Source organism: Mediterranea sp. An20 (assembly GCF_002160055.1).
In the GTDB taxonomy this organism is placed as follows: Bacteria; Bacteroidota; Bacteroidia; order Bacteroidales; family Bacteroidaceae; genus Bacteroides; species Bacteroides avicola.
Genome location: NZ_NFJV01000034.1, coordinates 1 through 16936, shown reverse-complemented (window position 1 = coordinate 16936; position 16936 = coordinate 1). Strand labels below are relative to the sequence as shown.

Annotated in this window: 15 protein-coding genes and 1 pseudogene; 4 read left to right on the top strand and 12 right to left on the bottom strand. The window is 50.9% G+C overall.

Annotated features, from left to right (window positions below; translation table 11 throughout):
• The first annotated feature begins 3 nt into the window (after window positions 1-3).
• Genes B5F34_RS15065 through B5F34_RS15050 form a run of 4 tightly spaced genes read left to right on the top strand, consistent with a single transcriptional unit; the run spans window position 4 to window position 6548 of the window.
• Window positions 4-1914 (top strand): TonB-dependent receptor, encoded by a 1911-nt coding sequence (locus B5F34_RS15065; RefSeq protein ID WP_204245623.1) that lies wholly within the window; start codon window positions 4-6, stop codon window positions 1912-1914.
• A gap of 22 nt (window positions 1915-1936) precedes the next feature.
• Complete coding sequence (locus tag B5F34_RS15060; RefSeq protein WP_087340601.1) at window positions 1937-2932, top strand: DUF362 domain-containing protein; 996 nt, start codon at window positions 1937-1939, stop codon at window positions 2930-2932.
• Between the two features lie 11 nt (window positions 2933-2943).
• Window positions 2944-5259 (top strand): hybrid sensor histidine kinase/response regulator, encoded by a 2316-nt coding sequence (locus B5F34_RS15055; protein WP_087340599.1) that lies wholly within the window; start codon window positions 2944-2946, stop codon window positions 5257-5259.
• Window positions 5247-6548, top strand: a complete 1302-nt coding sequence (locus tag B5F34_RS15050) for a sigma-54 dependent transcriptional regulator (RefSeq protein WP_087340597.1) — start codon at window positions 5247-5249, stop codon at window positions 6546-6548. Before B5F34_RS15055 ends, B5F34_RS15050 begins: the two co-directional genes overlap by 13 nt.
• A 1055-nt stretch (window positions 6549-7603) precedes the next feature.
• On the opposite strand, the gene B5F34_RS15045 is transcribed toward B5F34_RS15050, so the two are convergent.
• The 12 genes and pseudogenes from B5F34_RS15045 to B5F34_RS14990 all read right to left on the bottom strand — a co-directional run.
• Window positions 7604-8614, bottom strand: a complete 1011-nt coding sequence (locus B5F34_RS15045; protein WP_239449000.1) for a site-specific integrase — start codon at window positions 8612-8614, stop codon at window positions 7604-7606.
• Between the two features lie 31 nt (window positions 8615-8645).
• Window positions 8646-9467, bottom strand: coding sequence for a helix-turn-helix domain-containing protein (locus B5F34_RS15040; RefSeq protein ID WP_087340641.1), 822 nt, complete (start codon window positions 9465-9467; stop codon window positions 8646-8648).
• A gap of 228 nt (window positions 9468-9695) precedes the next feature.
• Window positions 9696-11063 (bottom strand): annotated as a pseudogene (locus B5F34_RS15035) (conjugal transfer protein TraG); the annotation flags it as partial.
• Window positions 11064-11173: 110 nt separating this feature from the next.
• A complete protein-coding gene (locus B5F34_RS15030; RefSeq protein ID WP_087340595.1) occupies window positions 11174-11470 on the bottom strand; it encodes a DUF4133 domain-containing protein in 297 nt (98 codons plus the stop codon).
• Between the two features lie 12 nt (window positions 11471-11482).
• A complete protein-coding gene (locus tag B5F34_RS15025; RefSeq protein WP_013616558.1) occupies window positions 11483-11851 on the bottom strand; it encodes a DUF4134 domain-containing protein in 369 nt (122 codons plus the stop codon).
• A gap of 48 nt (window positions 11852-11899) precedes the next feature.
• Window positions 11900-12226, bottom strand: a complete 327-nt coding sequence (locus tag B5F34_RS15020; RefSeq protein ID WP_119965120.1) for a DUF4134 domain-containing protein — start codon at window positions 12224-12226, stop codon at window positions 11900-11902.
• Window positions 12227-12228: 2 nt separating this feature from the next.
• The gene (locus B5F34_RS15015; protein ID WP_087340591.1) at window positions 12229-12669 is read right to left on the bottom strand and encodes a hypothetical protein; all 441 of its coding nucleotides are present in this window, start codon (window positions 12667-12669) and stop codon (window positions 12229-12231) included.
• 242 nt (window positions 12670-12911) lie between these two features.
• Window positions 12912-13799, bottom strand: coding sequence for a toprim domain-containing protein (locus B5F34_RS15010; RefSeq protein ID WP_087340589.1), 888 nt, complete (start codon window positions 13797-13799; stop codon window positions 12912-12914).
• A 103-nt stretch (window positions 13800-13902) separates the two neighbouring features.
• On the bottom strand, window positions 13903-15000 hold the full coding sequence (locus B5F34_RS15005; RefSeq protein ID WP_013616562.1) for an AAA family ATPase: 1098 nt from the start codon (window positions 14998-15000) through the stop codon (window positions 13903-13905).
• Window positions 14978-15373: a helix-turn-helix domain-containing protein gene (locus tag B5F34_RS15000; protein ID WP_013616563.1), complete on the bottom strand. Its 396-nt coding sequence runs from the start codon at window positions 15371-15373 to the stop codon at window positions 14978-14980. Before B5F34_RS15000 ends, B5F34_RS15005 begins: the two co-directional genes overlap by 23 nt.
• Before the next feature lie 179 nt (window positions 15374-15552).
• A complete protein-coding gene (locus B5F34_RS14995) occupies window positions 15553-16323 on the bottom strand; it encodes a hypothetical protein (RefSeq protein WP_013616564.1) in 771 nt (256 codons plus the stop codon).
• A 136-nt stretch (window positions 16324-16459) separates the two neighbouring features.
• Window positions 16460-16936 (bottom strand): site-specific integrase (locus B5F34_RS14990; protein ID WP_162609351.1); only part of this gene is annotated, 477 nt, incomplete at its 5' end.

Sequence of the window (16936 nt, the reverse complement as noted above, 5' to 3'; positions counted from 1 at the left end):
GTGATGGCAAGGATTGTAATCCCGATGGTTTGCCTGCTGCTATGGGCAGCGGCAACCACCGTCTGGGCTCAGGACACACCGCACGACACACTAATGACGAATCGGAATCATACTCTTGAAGAAGTAGTCGTAACCGGAACCCGGAATGAAACAGATATCCGTCATTTGTCACAAACTGTATCGGTAGTGAACCGCACCACCATAGAGCGCAGCCTGCAACCGTCACTCCTGCCTGTACTCACTGAGCAGGTACCAGGACTGTTCACCACCTCGCGTAGCGTGATGGGCTACGGAGTGTCTAACGGTGCGGCAGGAGGCATATCCTTGCGCGGACTGAGCGGAGGAAACGCCCGAATGATGGTGCTAATCGACGGGCATCCGCAGTATGCAGGTATCTTCGGCCATCCCATTTCCGATGCCTACCAGACGTTGCTTGCCGACAGAGTGGAAGTACTTAGAGGCCCCGCTTCGGTACTTTACGGATCCAATGCAATGGGCGGCGTGATAAACATCGTCACACGCAAGATGCAGGAGGACGGCATACGCACCGACCTGCACGCAGGTTACGGTTCATACAACACGCTGGAGACGGAACTAACCAACCGCATCCGTAAGGGACGGTTTTCAAGTGTCATCAGCGGTTCCTATAACCGTACGGACGGACACCGCGACAACATGGAATTTGAACAATATGGTGGTTATGCCAAACTGGGCTATGAGGTTTCAACCTATTGGAACGCCTATGCCGATGTGAATGTAACCCACTTCAATGCCACATATCCCGGTCCTGTTTCTGCTCCGCTATTGGAAGGTGACCAGCGTATCACCCGTGGTATGGCTTCATTGGGCGTGGCCAATGATTACGGGCTGACATCGGGAGCGTTGAGCTTCTTCTATAATTGGGGTGACCACTGGATAAACGACGGTTACACGCCCAGTGCAGGAGAATTGCCACAAGACGGGCGGTTCAATTCGTTTGACGATATGATGGGTATCTCTCTGTACCAGAGCGTACAATTGTTCAAAGGAAACCGTACTACCTTTGGTTTTGACTGGTTCCGATATGGAGGTGAAGCATGGACTGAATATGTGAAAGGTGAAAATGCCGGTACGCGCGAGGACATCGTAAATAAGCATGAAAACGAAGTGGCAGGTTATGTGGATTTCCGGCAAGATATTGGCTCGTGGCTTACCTTTAATGCCGGACTTCGCATCGACCACCATTCCCGTGTAGGTACGGAGTGGGTGCCGCAGGCAGGGCTGGCTTTCCATCTGCCGCATGATGCCGAATTCAAGGTATCCACTTCAAAAGGGTTCCGTTATCCCATTCTTCGGGAAATGTATATGTTTCCTCCACAGAATCCCAACTTGAAACCTGAATCCATGTGGAACTATGAAATTGCTTTCAGCCAGAAACTAATGGACGGGCGTTTGTCGTATGGTGTAAACCTGTTCTACATTGACGGCAAAAACCTCATCATGACGCTTCCCAATCCAAATGGAAGCGGTCGAATCAATCTGAACTCCGGAAAGATAGACAATACGGGCGTGGAGGTGCAGACGGCTTACCGCATCAATCAGGCATGGTCTGTGAACGGTAATTACAGTTTCCTGCACATGGAGAATCCCGTAGTGGCTGCCCCTGAACACAAACTGTATGCCGGAGCGAACTTTATGCAGGGGAGGTGGAACCTATCCACGGGTGTTCAATACATCGCGGGGCTGTACACCTCTACCGACCCTGCCGTAACAGAAAGTTTTGTGCTGTGGAACCTGCGCGCCTCTTTCCGGGCAGCACGCTGGCTGGACATTTGGGCGAGAGGTGAGAACCTGCTTGCGCAGAAATACGAAATCAATGCCGGATACCCGATGCCACGTGCTACGGTAATGGCGGGAATCAATATCAAATTTTAATCATCTAAATTCATTCAACGGTATGAAAAAGAAAATCTTTACAGTCATGCTGGCCTCTGTGATGCTATTGGCAGGAACCTCGTGCGGCAATGCGCAGAAAAAATCCCAGATGGACAAAGAAGTAACAACAGAAGCGACGCTCCCGAAAGTGTATTTTATCAAGGAAATCTCTCCGGAGAGCCTGATGAAAATCTATGAAGCACTCGGCAGGAAAGCCGAAGGCGAACACGTGGCAGTCAAGCTGTCCACCGGGGAAGCCGGCAATCCCAATTACCTGCAACCGGCTTTGATTAAGGATTTGGTACAGACAGTAAAAGGCACGATTGTCGAGGGAAACACTGCTTACGGTGGCAAGCGCACCAACGTTGCCGATCACATGGAAGTGGCCAAAGAGCATGGCTTCACCGCCATTGCTGATGTGGACATCATGGATGCCGAGGGGCAGGTGGAACTTCCCGTGAACGGCGGCAAGCACTTGAAGGTGGACATCGTAGGGAAGGACTTCCTAAACTATGATTTCATGGTGGTTTTGTCGCATTTCAAGGGTCATCCGATGGCCGGATTCGGAGGTGCGTTGAAGAACATCTCTATCGGTATTGCTTCGCCGGAAGGCAAGGCATACATTCATTCCGGCGGGAAAACCCGTGACGTGACGGAAGTATGGAATATGGTTCCCGCTGATACAATTTTCCAAGAATCTATGGCCGAAGCCTCCAAAGCCATCATCGACCATATCGGCAACCGCGTATTGTACATCAATGTGGCAAACAACCTTTCGGTGGATTGTGACTGCGTGGCTACGCCTGCTGACCCTCAAATGAGTGACTTAGGCATCTTCGCTTCGCTTGACCCTGTTGCCCTTGACCGTGCCTGCATTGATGCCGTGCGCAACTCTACTGACCACGGAAAGATACACCTCATTGAACGTATAGACTCCAAGCATGGGATGCACAACTTGGAATATGCCGAACAGTTGGGGCTGGGCAGTCAGAAGTATGAGCTAATTACTTTGAAGTAAAAGACGGTTTAATGAATCAGCCCTTACTTCACAGGATTATTGGAGGCTACATTATCTTATTGGCGGTCATTGGCTGTATGGCCGCCATTTTACTACATGAGCGACAACGGATACGAGATATAGAGGTGAGAACTTCTGAAATCCGTGAAATACGCCAAAACATAAATATAGTCCACCACCATTTTACCAAACTTGCCATATTAGGTGAAAATGTTATTGGTTTGGAAGAAGCGGATTATCGAAATTATCAAAAGGAGCGGTTACTAACGGACAGCCTGTTGCAAGACCTGAAGCCCCATTGCACGGCATATGTGCGCCCAGCACAGATAGACACCTTGCGCACTATCTTGTCGGAAAAAGAAGCCCACCTGCTGCACCTTATGGAAACTTTCGCCCGTCAGGACAAGGCAGACAGCCTTTTGGTGAACCATCTGCCTGAAGTGGCGAAACGTGCCACGCGCATCCGTACCGTGACGCAGAAAAAGAAAGGCATTGCCGGGGTTTTCGGCGGTAAGAAGACCGTACAGATACTCCCGTCCGCCAAGGAACTGCACCAGTTCAGCGACAGCCTGATAGCCATGCAGCAGGAACGGACGGCGGAAATGAATGCGTATGCTGACAGTTTGCGCACGTTGGGCAGGAGGCTGAACGCCGAGCTGAACCGGCTGATAACCGAACTTGACGGGCAGGCGCAGGAGGCTTTCGTGCAGAAGGAGCGGAAGATAGCCGAAGCACAGGCATTGTCCGTGCGGTTGTTCACCATCACCATATCTGCCGCCATCGTCCTGCTGTTCTTGTCCTATCTCACCATCCATAGGGAACTGAAACGCAATGACCGCGAAAGGAAACAGCGCGAGAAGCTCATCGGCGAATTGCAGAAGAGCAATGATGCGAATGAAAAACTAATCAGGCTTCGGCGCAACCTTATCCAGAACGTCACCCACGAACTGCGTACTCCCCTGACCGTCATCGGCGGCAACGCCGAACTGCTGCTGAACGACACGGAGGCAGACAACCGTATGCGCCACGCACAGACCATCGGGGATGCCGCCGGGCGCATGGCGGGGATGATAAACAACCTCTTGGTGTATTTCCGGTTGGACAGCGGCAAGGAAACACCAAGCGTCAAGCCTTTCAAATTGCGCTCCATTGCGGAAACATTGGAAACGGAGTTTGCAACATTGGCGAAGAATAAAGGACTCAACTTCAAGACAGGAAGTGAAACGGACGAGATTGTAAGCGGCGACAGAAACCGGATTATCAGCATTGGCGGCAACCTGCTCTCCAACGCCATCAAGTTCACCCGAAGCGGTACAGTCACATTAAGTACCGGCTACAAGAATGGCATATTTACCTTGACGGTGGCAGACACCGGCACGGGCATGACCGGAGAACAACAAGCGCGGATATTCACCCCGTTTGAGCGGTTGGGCAACGCCGTGACGGAGGACGGCTTCGGGCTGGGGCTTGCCATCGTAGCCGACACGGTAAAGCTGTTGAAAGGAAATATCACGGTAGAAAGCGAGCCGGGCAAGGGAAGCCGCTTCACCGTCAGCCTGCCGTTGGCAAAGGCGGAAGAAATGGCGGCTGCCGAAAAGACAAACGCCGGACATTCCACGCTGTCCGGCTGCTCCGTACTGGCGATAGACAACAACGGGATGTTGCTGGACATGATGAAAGAGATGTACAGACAAAACGGTGTGGAGTGCGACACTTGCCAGACAGTAGGAGAACTGACAGACCTGATGCGCACAAAAGATTATGACCTGTTGATAACCGACCTGAAGATGCCGGAGGTGAACGGCTACGAGGTGCTTGAACTGTTGCGTACATCGGAAATAGGCAATTCGCAGACCATCCCCGTAGTGGCCGCCACCGCCGCAGGCTATGTGGAGAAAGAAGAACTGACAGGCAAAGGCTTTGCCGCCGTGCTGTACAAGCCCTATTCCATAGACGAACTGCTGGCGGTGACGGAAAGCTGCATCAAACGGAACAAACCAAACTGCATAGACCTGTCACCCCTGCTCGCCTTCGGAGACAAGCGGCGCACGTTGGAAAAGTTGGTAGCCACAACACAATCCGACATGGACGAAGTGCGCAAAGCGGCAGAAGCAAAGGACATGGAAGCGTTGGATAATTGGGTGCATCACCTGAGAAGCTCGTGGATGCTGATAAAGGCGGAACAACCGTTGGTGACGCTGTATGAGGCAATCCATAAAGATGACATATCGGAAGAAGATGTGCAATCCACTGTAAACGGAGTGTTGGAGCAAGGAGCTATCATCATGGAAACGGCAAGGAAGGAGGCGGAACGATGGGACGGGTAATCGTAATTGAGGACAACATCATCTATTCCGACTTTGTGTGCCGTCTGTTGGAAAGCAAAGGCTACAATTGTGTGGTCACCTCCACCTGTAACAACGCACGGAAGCTGTTTCCCAAGATGCAAGAGGACGACATCGTGCTTGCCGACTTGCGCCTGCCCGACGGTGACGGCATCAGTCTGCTGGAAGAACTGCGGAAACAGGGCAGGAACAATCCCTACATCGTCATGACCGACTATGATGAAGTGCCCACCGCCGTCCGGTCGATGAAGCAGGGCGCGGAAGACTACATCCCGAAAAAACTGATTGAAGCCAACCTCTTCCCGCTCCTGAAAACCTTGCGTAAAAGGCTGGAGCGGCACGATACGCCCATCCATGAGCGGCAGAGCGCGGCTTTCCGGGATATAGACCGCAAGATAAGGCTGGTCGCCCCAACCAACATGAGCGTATTGATATTGGGCGAAAGCGGAACGGGAAAGGAACACATCGCCGAGAAGATACATACGAGGAGCAAACGGTTGGGTAAGCCTTTCGTGGCTGTGGACTGCGGTCTGTTGTCAAAGGAGCTTGCCGCATCCGCCTTGTTCGGGCATGAGAAAGGAGCGTTCACGGGCGCGGAAAATAATCGGAAAGGCTATTGGGAGGAAGCTGACGGCGGCACGCTGTTCCTTGACGAAATCGGCAACCTGCCGCCCGAAGTACAACAGATGATGCTCCGGGCATTGGAAAGCAAACGGTACAGACCCGTAGGGAGCAACAAAGACATGGCAGCTGACGTGCGCATCATTGCCGCTACCAACGAGGATATGCAGTCAGCAGTAGCCGAAAAGCGTTTCCGTCAGGACTTGTTCCATCGGATTAAGGAATACACGTTGAACATACCTCCATTGCGTGAGTGTCGTGAGGACATTATGCCGCTCGCAGACTTCTTCCGTGAACTTGCAAACAAGGAGTTCGGCAAACAGGTGAAAGGCTTTGATGCAGAAGCAAGAAAGCGTATGCTCGTCCATCCGTGGAGCGGCAATGTGAGAGAACTGAAAGGTACGGTACGCTCGGCGGTGCTGTTCACCGACGGGGATACGATAACGGCTGACAGACTGAATTTTGAAGAACCTCTGTTGTCGGGAGAAGCATCCTTGTCCTTGAAGAACGTGGAAATGGAAAAGAAACAGATAATCCGTGCGCTGAAGCAGGCGGACGGCAACCGTTCGCTGGCTGCTGAACTGCTCGGTATCGGGCGCACTACACTATACGGCAAGATGAAACAATACGGCATCAAGTACAAGGAATAAGGCACGATTACCGCAGGTCAGAAACAGGTTGCCCGACTTCGGAGGAGCAACCAAGCTGCAAGGCTTTCGGGGAGTAACCCGAAAGGTTTTGAGTTACTCAAAACATACCTTGCTGCTGCCACTTTTCGGCAGTAACCGAAAAGCCTTCGGGTTACCCGAAGGACACCTTGCTGCTTTCTCGTGAAAGCAACAATCCGCCAGTAAACAGATTGGAAATTGTGCTGTTATTACGGTTCTCAAAGCATCGTTTCCCAATGCCTATGCTGCCCAAAAGAAGAACGGAAGTATATAACTCTGAACCTCAGTTTGAGGATGCAGGAAGATGAAAACCGTGTTTCCTTTCTTTTGATATACAGGCAATAGCGTCAATCCGATGTCTATATGTGCCAATTACAGCCAAAATCCGCCTTAGACCAATATGGAAATGCAATTTTAGGCAAATACATCCTCGCTTGTTTGCAAGCACATCGAACCAATGGTTTGTAAAAATGATGATGAACAGAAACGGATAATCAAGAAAGCCATTCCATACAGATAAGAAACAACATAGTTCCAATGATATGCTGATTTACTGTTTTGCTGTCATACTGGTTTACAACAGCAAAACTTCAAATAGAAGCATTAGCAATGGGGTGCGGATTTAGAGGGGCAGAGCTTGGATGATGTAAATCGGTAGCATAATGGGTTCACCTATCAATGTAGCAGTGAAGCAACAAAAGGCCGGCACAATAAGCTTATGGCGATTGGTATATTCCTATGTTTGGAGAAATGTACAATCGTTCCTGCATCAGTTTCCATGGGTGGGAAAAGACATTCTATAATTCCATTATCCAAATGATAGGAATGAGCCGATGAGTTTACAGAAGATATATCCACCTCGGAATAAACAGATAGCTCAAATTTTATTGGGAAGTCCGATTTTCTCTATTTTTCAGGGAAATAACTTTGGTAATAAGGGATAAAAGCACTACTTTTGCAAATGAGAAAAGAGTTCTTTTGATTAATGCAGAACATTGCAGAATATAGAAGCCCGCTGGTTTCTAAGTCGTTACCTATTAAGCTGACAATCTTTGTAAGTTTCTTGTTTTCAATGAGTAAGAGAAAGTAATATGTCTTAAGCAATGAAAGGTTATGTGCTTTGTAATGCCCGCCGACTTAATCCAATCCTTGAGGTACAAGGGGAGCAATGCTTGCGTCATACCCTTGAACACCTGCCCCGTGGAACGCTCGCCACAGAGTGCAAGTGCTTCGTCCGACAGTGGCAAAATGGCTTCCGTCCGTGTCTTTTTGGTGACGATGTGCATACACCAACCGCCATCCGCCGCCCTGATGATGTTCTCCCATTGCAGACGTATGATGTCGCTGATACGCAATCCCGTAAGGCAGGAGAACAGAGCCGCAGACCTTACGACTGGCTTCTCGCAGGGCGTGTTGGCAAGCATCTTCACCTCGTCAAGCGTCAGGAACTCACGCCTTGTATTGGCTTCCTTTGCGTGTTTCAGCCGTGGGGCGATGTTCTCCTTAATCCGCCTTTCCTCGTAAGCTTGGCGCAGGACGCATTTCAGCTTGTTCAGGTTGTTGTTGGCGGTGGAAGCCATCATCTTGCTTTTGTTCTGCGTGGTGAGCGAGAGCATATAGGTGAGAAATCCCTGGCAGTATTCCACCGTCAAATCATCAAAGGTGCAGCTTCCGCCGCAATACTTCTCGAAGTGCTTGTAGGCGGTGTTCCAATTCCTGAAATTGTCATCGTCCGCCATTTTGGAGCGGAAGTATTCCAAGAAGCTCTCCTTGCCCCTGTTGCGGTCGAGGAAGCCGAACTCCTCATTGATGATGGCTTCCGTCCTCCTGCACTTGATAAGCTCCGCATTGCGCAGCATGGTCTTGTTGAACTCCGCCTCAAACTTCTCTGTCGGGTCGGCATAAATGTAGATGCCAAGGTATTCACGCCTTGTCAGCTTGCCCGTTTTCGGATGCCTGACGGGTGGGTAGAAGTCAAGGTAGAGTGACAACTGTCCGTTCTTGATTGGTCGTTTCCTGACCGTCACTTTCGTACAAATGTTTGTCATATCGCTAATGTATTTTTTTGGTTATAAATGCTTATTCTTCCCGTTTGGCTTTCGTGCTTGCGCTTTTCCGCTCCGCTTCCTTGCGTGCCGCATCCCAATCGGCTTTCAGGTAGTACAGGCGGTTGCCGTGTATGCGCTTCGTCCGTACCCCGTGTGTGAGGGCGAACCTGCGGACTTGGGTCTTGCCCAGCCCGAACAGGCGCATGATGTCGAAGCACGAATACCAATGTTCCGATAGGTTGTTGCCCAGCCGCTCGTCCTCCTCCGCCATCGCCTTGTCCACTTCCGCTTTCGGGAAGCATTTGGTGGAATTGGCTTTGATGCACGGTATTGAGTACCGCATACGGAGGTTGTAAAACCGTCCGTAGGTATAATTGAACTTTTGGCATATCTCCGCCATCGTATAAAGGTCGCCGCCGACATTTTCTCTGTCCGTAAACGTGTCACGCACGGACTGCTTGTAGCTGGATGCCGGAATGAGCCGCCGTTTAGTCGGACTGCCCTTTGTCTTTTTCTTTCCCTCTTGTCGGAAGAGGGCTGCTTGCTCTTTTTCCTGTCTTTCTTCGTTCATTTTCTTCTTTGTCTTTTTCCCCTGCTTTGCGAATAGCGAGACGCTCCGCTTGCAGTAGGTGGTTTCCTTAATCATCAGGAAGAAATCCTCCCTGGTGATTAGCGTAATATGGTATGTAATCCTGCAAGCCCGGAGCGTACCTTTGTAAATCAGGTTGTACACGGTGCGGCTGCTCACTTGCAGTATGTCCGCCACCTCCCCAATGGTGAGGAACGGTTTGTCTGGCATATCCCGACCGAAATCGGGCTGACCTGTTAATTTGTGTTCATTTTGACGGTCCATCATCGAAGAAATTTAGTTGCACATTGTTGAACGCTGTTGCACACTGCTGAAAGAAAGTCGAACCGTGCGACCCCTCCTGCGAGGTACAACCGTAGTACAAAATTACTCCAATAAGGACTAAACGCCAATAGTCGAATTTTCCGTTTGTTAAAACATATTAGCTGAAAATCAGGTTTTTACAACGCTGAATTTTGCAGCCGATTGCTCCCGTTTTGTCCTGCTTTCCTCCATGTGGAAGCTCTTTCCGCTGCCCGAAGACCCTAAACAGAAGAAATTGGAGTTATCCGTCAGCTTGTTCTTTCCCTCCTTTCCGGTGATGTCGATGGCCACCGGCACGCCTTGGCGGTCGGTGTAGTAGATTTTCAGCGGCGTTTCCTCGCTGTGCTGGATATGTTCCTTATACATCAGGCACATGGCTGCGTCGCTCAGGGTCAGGAAACGGTCGTAGTCCTCGTTCAGGGCATAGCAGTTGCCGGGAAAAGAGGCGACGAACAGTTCCAGTTGGTTATAGGCGTGCTTGCTGATGTGGATGCCCATGCGACCGAAGGCATTCTCCAGATAATTGGTGCATTTCTGTATGTCTGTGTCGGCAGATACCCCTACAACAAGATTGAAATGGCTGTACACGAGCATCTTGCTCTCCCTGGCAACTATCTCCTGCACACGCTTGATGTCCTCCACGGCCATCTGGTTGCCGGGATTGGGGATACTTGCGTGACGGTTCTTCTTTTTGTCGAGTGCCGCCAGTTCTCGCTTTTGGTTTGGCAGGAAGATGATCTGGTTATAGACCACCGTCTCGGCTTCCGGTATGCTGTCGATGACGGACAGCAGGTCAACGGGCATCTCCGCATTGTTCACCTCTATATTGGTATAGGGCCTGACAAGCGAAGGCAGTGCGGCACAGTCCACGTCCACGAGGCTGTACACCTTGCAACGCTTGCCGCCCATCGAGACCGTCTCATCGTCCACCTTGAAATTGGTCATCGAGACAATCCTGTCCTTGAAGTTCATGGCGAAGTAGCGGTCAACGAATGCATTCGCCTGGGGCTTATCCAGGAACTCCGCTTGTATGCCCGCGTCATGGAGCTGGTCATGCACCTTGCGTATCTTCACGAGGAAGTCGCGCCACTTCTTGCCGTCGAAAGAGAACAGGCTGCTTTTTCTTGATTCCTGCGTAATGGTCAGGTAGCATACGCTGTCCGTGTACATCCGGCCTTTGAAGTACCGGAAATAGGCGGAGGATAGGAACTCGTGCCGGTCGCCCGTCACATCCTCGAACTGCTTGCGCACGAACACGTCCTGCTTGTGTATCGCATAGCCTTCGCCCAGCGTCTGTGCGACGGCAGTGAGCAGGCTTGTGAACTCGTAGTAGCTGTCGATGTTGGCCGAATACTTCTGCACGGGGTTCTCCATCCGCAGGACGGCCGAGTATTCCCCGGTCTTGGTGTACAGCACCCCGATGCCGTCCACGTCCTCCACGGTGAAATAGATGTCCTGGAAGATGCGCTTGCGCTTGCCGCCCGTGCCGAAGGCATGGACCGAAATGGCCATGCCCGCACAGAGGGCGATGAAAATCAGTATGATGTACAGTGTCATTGTCGGTTGCTTTCTGCTTAAGTAAGGGCAGACTCGCTTGTTCCAAAGCGGGCCTGCCCGGGTTCAACATTCAATAGGCCACGCGCTCTCCGTCATGGCTTTTTCTTTTTTCATTTCTTCTTCGAGCGGGCATAGACATACACTCCTTTCCGGTTCTTCTTGGTGTGAAGACCTTTCCTTTGCTTGAGGATGATGAGCGAGATGCCCGCAGACAGGATGACGGCCAATACCACCAGTCCGGCCACGAAACCGGCAAGGCAGTAGGCAATGACGAAACCGACAATGGCTCCGCCTGCCGAACCCGCCGCCCAGTAGATATACCGTCCTTGTATGCCCATGAACTCAAGAGGCCGCTGAAGCCCCTTGAACAACGGGTAGTCCGGATAGCGTTCGTCCCTGCCTTTCATCGCGTCTCCTTTTTAGCCGCCGATACCGAAAAACAGCGGAAGTGCCTGTGCCGCCGCAATCAGGAAGATGCAGGCGCCCACGACCATCATGATTTTCTTCTTGACATCCTGCTCTTCGTTGTTCATCGCGATATAGACGCTGATGGCGCCCACGATGGCCACGACTCCGGCGATGGCATAGCACAGCTTCACCATGATGGGTACATACTTGGCGATTTCCTCCGCCACGGTGGTCAGGGCGTTGGTTCCGGCCGTGTAGTCGCCTGCGGTGTTCTGCGCCATCAGTGCGGCAGGCCCCGACACCAACAGAATGGCGAGCATCGCAACCTTGTACAATACTGCGCCTACGATTCTTTTCATTGCATTCTTTAACTTCTTCATTCTCGTTACTTTTAGTGATTACTATCATTGATATTCTGAATCTCTTTTCTATATGCGGTAGCCGAAAAAGGCCGGGAATACGATGGAGGCGCCTATGATGAACATGCACGCCCCGAACAGCATCAGGATGGATTTCACGATGCCGTCCTCTCCCGTGTTCCATTTGATATAGATCTGGAGCGCGGATATGACGGCCAGCACGGAGGCGACCGCATAACAGATGTAAAGGACGTACAGCATCATCGTCACCACGAAGTCGTGCATGGTGGCAAGCGCATCCGCTCCCCATGAATAGTTTACGGCTCCGCTCTTGGCGAAGGCGAAGCAGGGAACCGTGAGCATCAGCAAGGCGCATACTGTCTTCTTCGTTTTCATCGTTAAATTTTGTCCATCGGTTTCCACGCCATTGCGGGACGGTTCTCCAGACGGCCGCCGGAAACCATCGCCTTGTACATATCGTCCGCTGTGAATGCCTCTGACAGGTAAGGGGTACTGTCCTCCATTTTCGCCTCGGCTTCGGCCTTCATACGGGCAAACCGCTCTTCGGCCGATTCCTTGTCTGTGTCTGCCGCGCCGTCCTGTATGGAAGTGCCGGAATTATCAAATGCGGTCTCGTACTTTTCCATCCCGACGTTGAATCCGGTCTCGCTTTCCGTCACCGCCACGCTGTCCTGCCCGTTATCGGGGTCGAGTTCAAAGACTTCCTCGTCCGTCCTGCCCTGGCTTCTCTTTCGGTACAGGTCCCTGGCGATGTTGGCCGCATAGTAAACGACGTAGATTGCCGTCAGAATGATTGCGAATATAAAGTATGATTTCATATCCTAATATGAATTTTATTTTGTATTCAAAATTTGATTTGCAAAGAAAATCCATCTGTTCTATATTAAGAAATAATTGAAATACAAATTGCTGCTTCCTTAATAAGATTTATGGTATTTCTAAAAATCATACTCTAAAATCATATTCTGACATCTGTTTCATACTTGAAAATGCGCATTGGCAGACAAAAAAAGAAGCCCTCCGTCAGGAGAGCTTCATAAATTCCGACACGCTGGCCGGGTCAGCGTCTTTTGCCTCTTAAATAGTCGTTCAGGTCTTTGTAGCCGTCGTACCGGTAGGCTTCGTTGTTGACTTTCCCGGTGAACAGCATGGCGATGGTTTCCACAGTTTTCTGTCCGGCAAGGTCATTGTCGAGGTAGCAATGGATGAACGGATATTCTTGCAAGTGTCCCAATGCCTTTTTAAGGTTGTTTACGGAGTTCATCACGAGATGGTCGCAAGGAACTTCAAGGCATATCTCCCTGTCTCCGGCCTGCCGCAGGGTCATATAGGAGAGAAAGTCCATGAATCCTTCGAAGACGCACACGTGGCCCTGCGTCTCGCCGTGCGTATGGCTTATCAGCGAAACATCCTTATTCTTCAGGCAGCCCTTGTAGTAAGGGTTGCGCACTTCATAGCCTCCTGACAGATTACAGAATGCCAGTCCGAAATAGTATCGCTTGCGCAACTCATAATGCACTTCCTTGCAGAATATCTTTCCGATGTCGGCATCGATCATCCGGGAATGGAGGTACGACAGCAGCGCATGGTGTCGTAGCGGCACCACCCTTATATCCTTCATTTCCGCTTCCACCGGCCGGAGCATCACCGCCGGAAGCCGAACCCTCGGCAGTTCATTGGTTCCGGCGTGCCGTTCGATGCAGGCCAGCACCTCGCTTACACTGTCCGTTCCGTACAGGTGCTTGCCCAGTTCCACGAGGTCGCCCCCGGTAGCCGCCCCGAAGTCATACCATTCATTGAGCCGGTCGTTCACCTTGAACGATGGTGTGTCCTCCTGCCGGAATGGTGAGAGGTACCAGTATTGTTTCGATTTCACATACTGCGCATGGTGTCCGAGCTGTGCCAGGAAATCCACGATGCGTATCTGTTTTGCTTCCGATATGTTCATGTCGTTTTTCTTTCACTTGTTTTCATCAAACCGGTTTAGTTTAGTTTGTTTCCCTATATATATGTACTAAATTAAACTGAATTATAGATGCCCGCGCCCGCCGTCATTCCTCGTCGAAAAGCATGGCTTCTGCCGGACTCATGTCATAATAGAATAGCTTATCCCGTTTGCGTATCAGCTTCAGGTTGTCGGTCAGGTAAAGTAGCAGCTTGACCATCACGTTCCTGCCGCGTTTGAAACCGATTGCCTCGTAGGAGGTCATGAGTGCCTGAAGCATGTTCTCGAATCCCTTAATGGGCTTGTCGCCAAAAGCAGCGGCAAGGGCTTCCCGGTGTTGCTCGATACTCAGGTCTGTAAAACTGGTCCGTGCTTTCGGTCTGGGGTGTTCGCTCACGGCATGACTTTCCGCAATGATGGGAAGCCCGGCTTCGTCTATCGTGAAAGCGAACGGCTTGAACTCCTTTTCTCGAATATGCAGGGCGTGCACCTCACTGATGCCGGGGTTCTCGTTGTCTTTGTTGATGACCAGCACCGTTTCCGCCTTGTTGCTCATCTCTGTACCGATATGCCCACGCACGTTATTGTCCCCTTTGTTCAGGTGCAACACGCAGTGGATATGCAGGTCGTATTTCGACGACCATTCCATCATTTTATTGATGACTTCCACGGATTCACTGGTACTGTTGATATCAAGCATCAGGTCGCGTATTCCGTCAATGACCACCAGCCCGTAGCCTTTGCTACGTCTTAGTGCATAGTCAATGACCTCTATGCGGATGGCAGGAGAATATTCGCGCAGGCAGATGAAGTCGAGCCTGTCGTTGTCCGTTGTGTCCGGAAGCCCTGCCAACTTGAGGATGCGCTCCAATACATTGTGGCAGTGGAAACGGCTCTGCTCCGTGTCCACATACAGGATCCTCTGCTTCCCTTCGGGCAAATGTGCCCGGTAGTTCAACACCTGTTTACCCGCCAGGGAAGCGGCGACAATGGCCGACACGTTAAAGGTCTTCTTCGATTTCGCCTTGCCTGTCGATGCGCTGAAGTTGCCGAGCGTGGCGATGGTCGAATTGTCAATCCAGATAATCTGCGGCGGTGTTTCGTAAGTGTCCGTCACCTTTATTTGCGAGGCGGACAGGATGTCCGAAAGGCGGCTGTCATCAAGTTCCGCCCCGATAATGTTAGTCCTTCTTTCGCTTTCCATTTTGTCTCCGATTAAAGAATGGTTCAACGGTTGCGGATTCGGCGGCCATCCGGGTCGCGTCGTCTATGGCTGGCTCGCAGTTCTGCAAGAGCCATTCATCCAGCTCCTCCTTGGCAAAATAAACCATCTTGCCTCTCGGCTTGTAGTGTGGAATCTCCTTGTTGGCGGTGAGCTTGTACAACATGCTTTCCGATACGCCGATATACACGCACGCCTCCTGGAATGTGAATACTTTCTTGGTGGAATAAAAAGACTCCTCAAGCATCTCCAGCCTTTTCAGCAGGTTTTCGACCGGTTCCAGTTTCTTCAGTACCGATTCGACTGTGGTGAGCCTTTCGCTCAGCCGTTCCATGAATGTTGTTCTGTTCTGCATTATGTGTATGATTAAATTTGACAATGAAAAAGCAAGCCTCCGTCGGGCATTGCGCTGACGGAGGCCAAAGTTATGCGATGTGTCCGCTATATCCGGACGAGAGACAATGACACTAAGCAAGTGTCATGGCAACTCTCACGCTTTTACTTTTCACATGTTTGGTTTCTTGGCAGTTTCTTTCATTCATCCAGTTCGCTCACGGCTTTTCGGATGCCGTATGCCACCGAGGTCATTTTATTTCTTGTCGCAGACAAAGCCGATGACAGACTGGTAGCCGAGACGGTACGTTTCCCGTCTTTCGACAGCAGGAACCCTCCGCGAGCGAGAACAGACTGCCAGTGCGCCTGTATGTATGACCTCTCAAGAAGGGCATCGAAGAGTACGGCCACATGGCGGATGTTGTTCACCCGGATTTGAAATCCCCTCTTGCAAGCAAAAAGAGCTTCCATATCCTCCATGCGGACTGTAGAAACGCAAAACAGATGATAAGTATTGGCGCAAGCCACGATACCTGTCATCTGTTCTTTGGTCAAATCACAGCCAAAAGAAATGGGTGGAGCATTCAGGGAAAAGCCGGTTTCATCCCGGTCGGCGGGAGAGCCGGGGTCTGAAATGTCATACATCCTTTTCAGTTCCATGCAGTTCTCGAATGAAAAGGTGTCCGCCACGAATAAAAGGCGGGTGCGTTCAGCCAGGTCGGTCAGAAGGACCTTGGCAATGTGAAGGTTCATTGCGTGGCAGTTCCGGCAGACTACGTTGCCACAATCAATGTACCGGTGACTGTTGATGAAGTCATCCACAAAGCGGCCATACCGTTTGCCGCCTGCCACGACATCATGTAGATAGATTTCCCTCGCTTCAGCGAGCAGTGCGAAAAGTTCTTCCGTTACATCCTGTTCTGCCGCGATGTGACGGCAGTGTTGCTTCCCTCCAAAAAGAGAGAAGACCATTTTCTGGTCTGTTCATGTCGAATTACTTTTAATTGATTGATAAATTATGATAATAGGATGTACTTCGATTGCATGGACAACCGAAGCTACACCCAATAAATATGTCCGCAAATTTGACATGATAATGGATCTGTTGTCAGTCGAATAAACCGTTTACAAGATTGACTGCCTCGTCTTTCTTCTTGTTGATAATCTTTGCATATACCTGGGTCATTTTTACATCCGCATGGCCGAGCAACTTCGAGGTAGTGTAAAGGTCTGCACCGAGGGTCAGCATCATCGTGGCGAAGGTGTGCCGACTTGTGTGAAATGAAAATCGCTTGTTGATGCCGGCAGCCTTGGCCCACGGTTTCAACAGGCGGTTTATCTCATTTCCGCTTGGCAAATCGAACACGAGGTCGTCCGGAGTCTTGTCCCCACGTTCCGGCATCCACTTCAGGGCTTCGGATGAAAGCGGCAGGTAAATCGGTTCTTTGGTCTTCTTCATGGATACCGCCAGACGGTACTGCCCCTTGTCGATAAAGACATCCTTCCATTGCAGCCTCTTGACATCACTGATGCGCAGGCCGCAGAAGCAGGAGAACAGATAGGCACACTTTATCTCCTCATATTT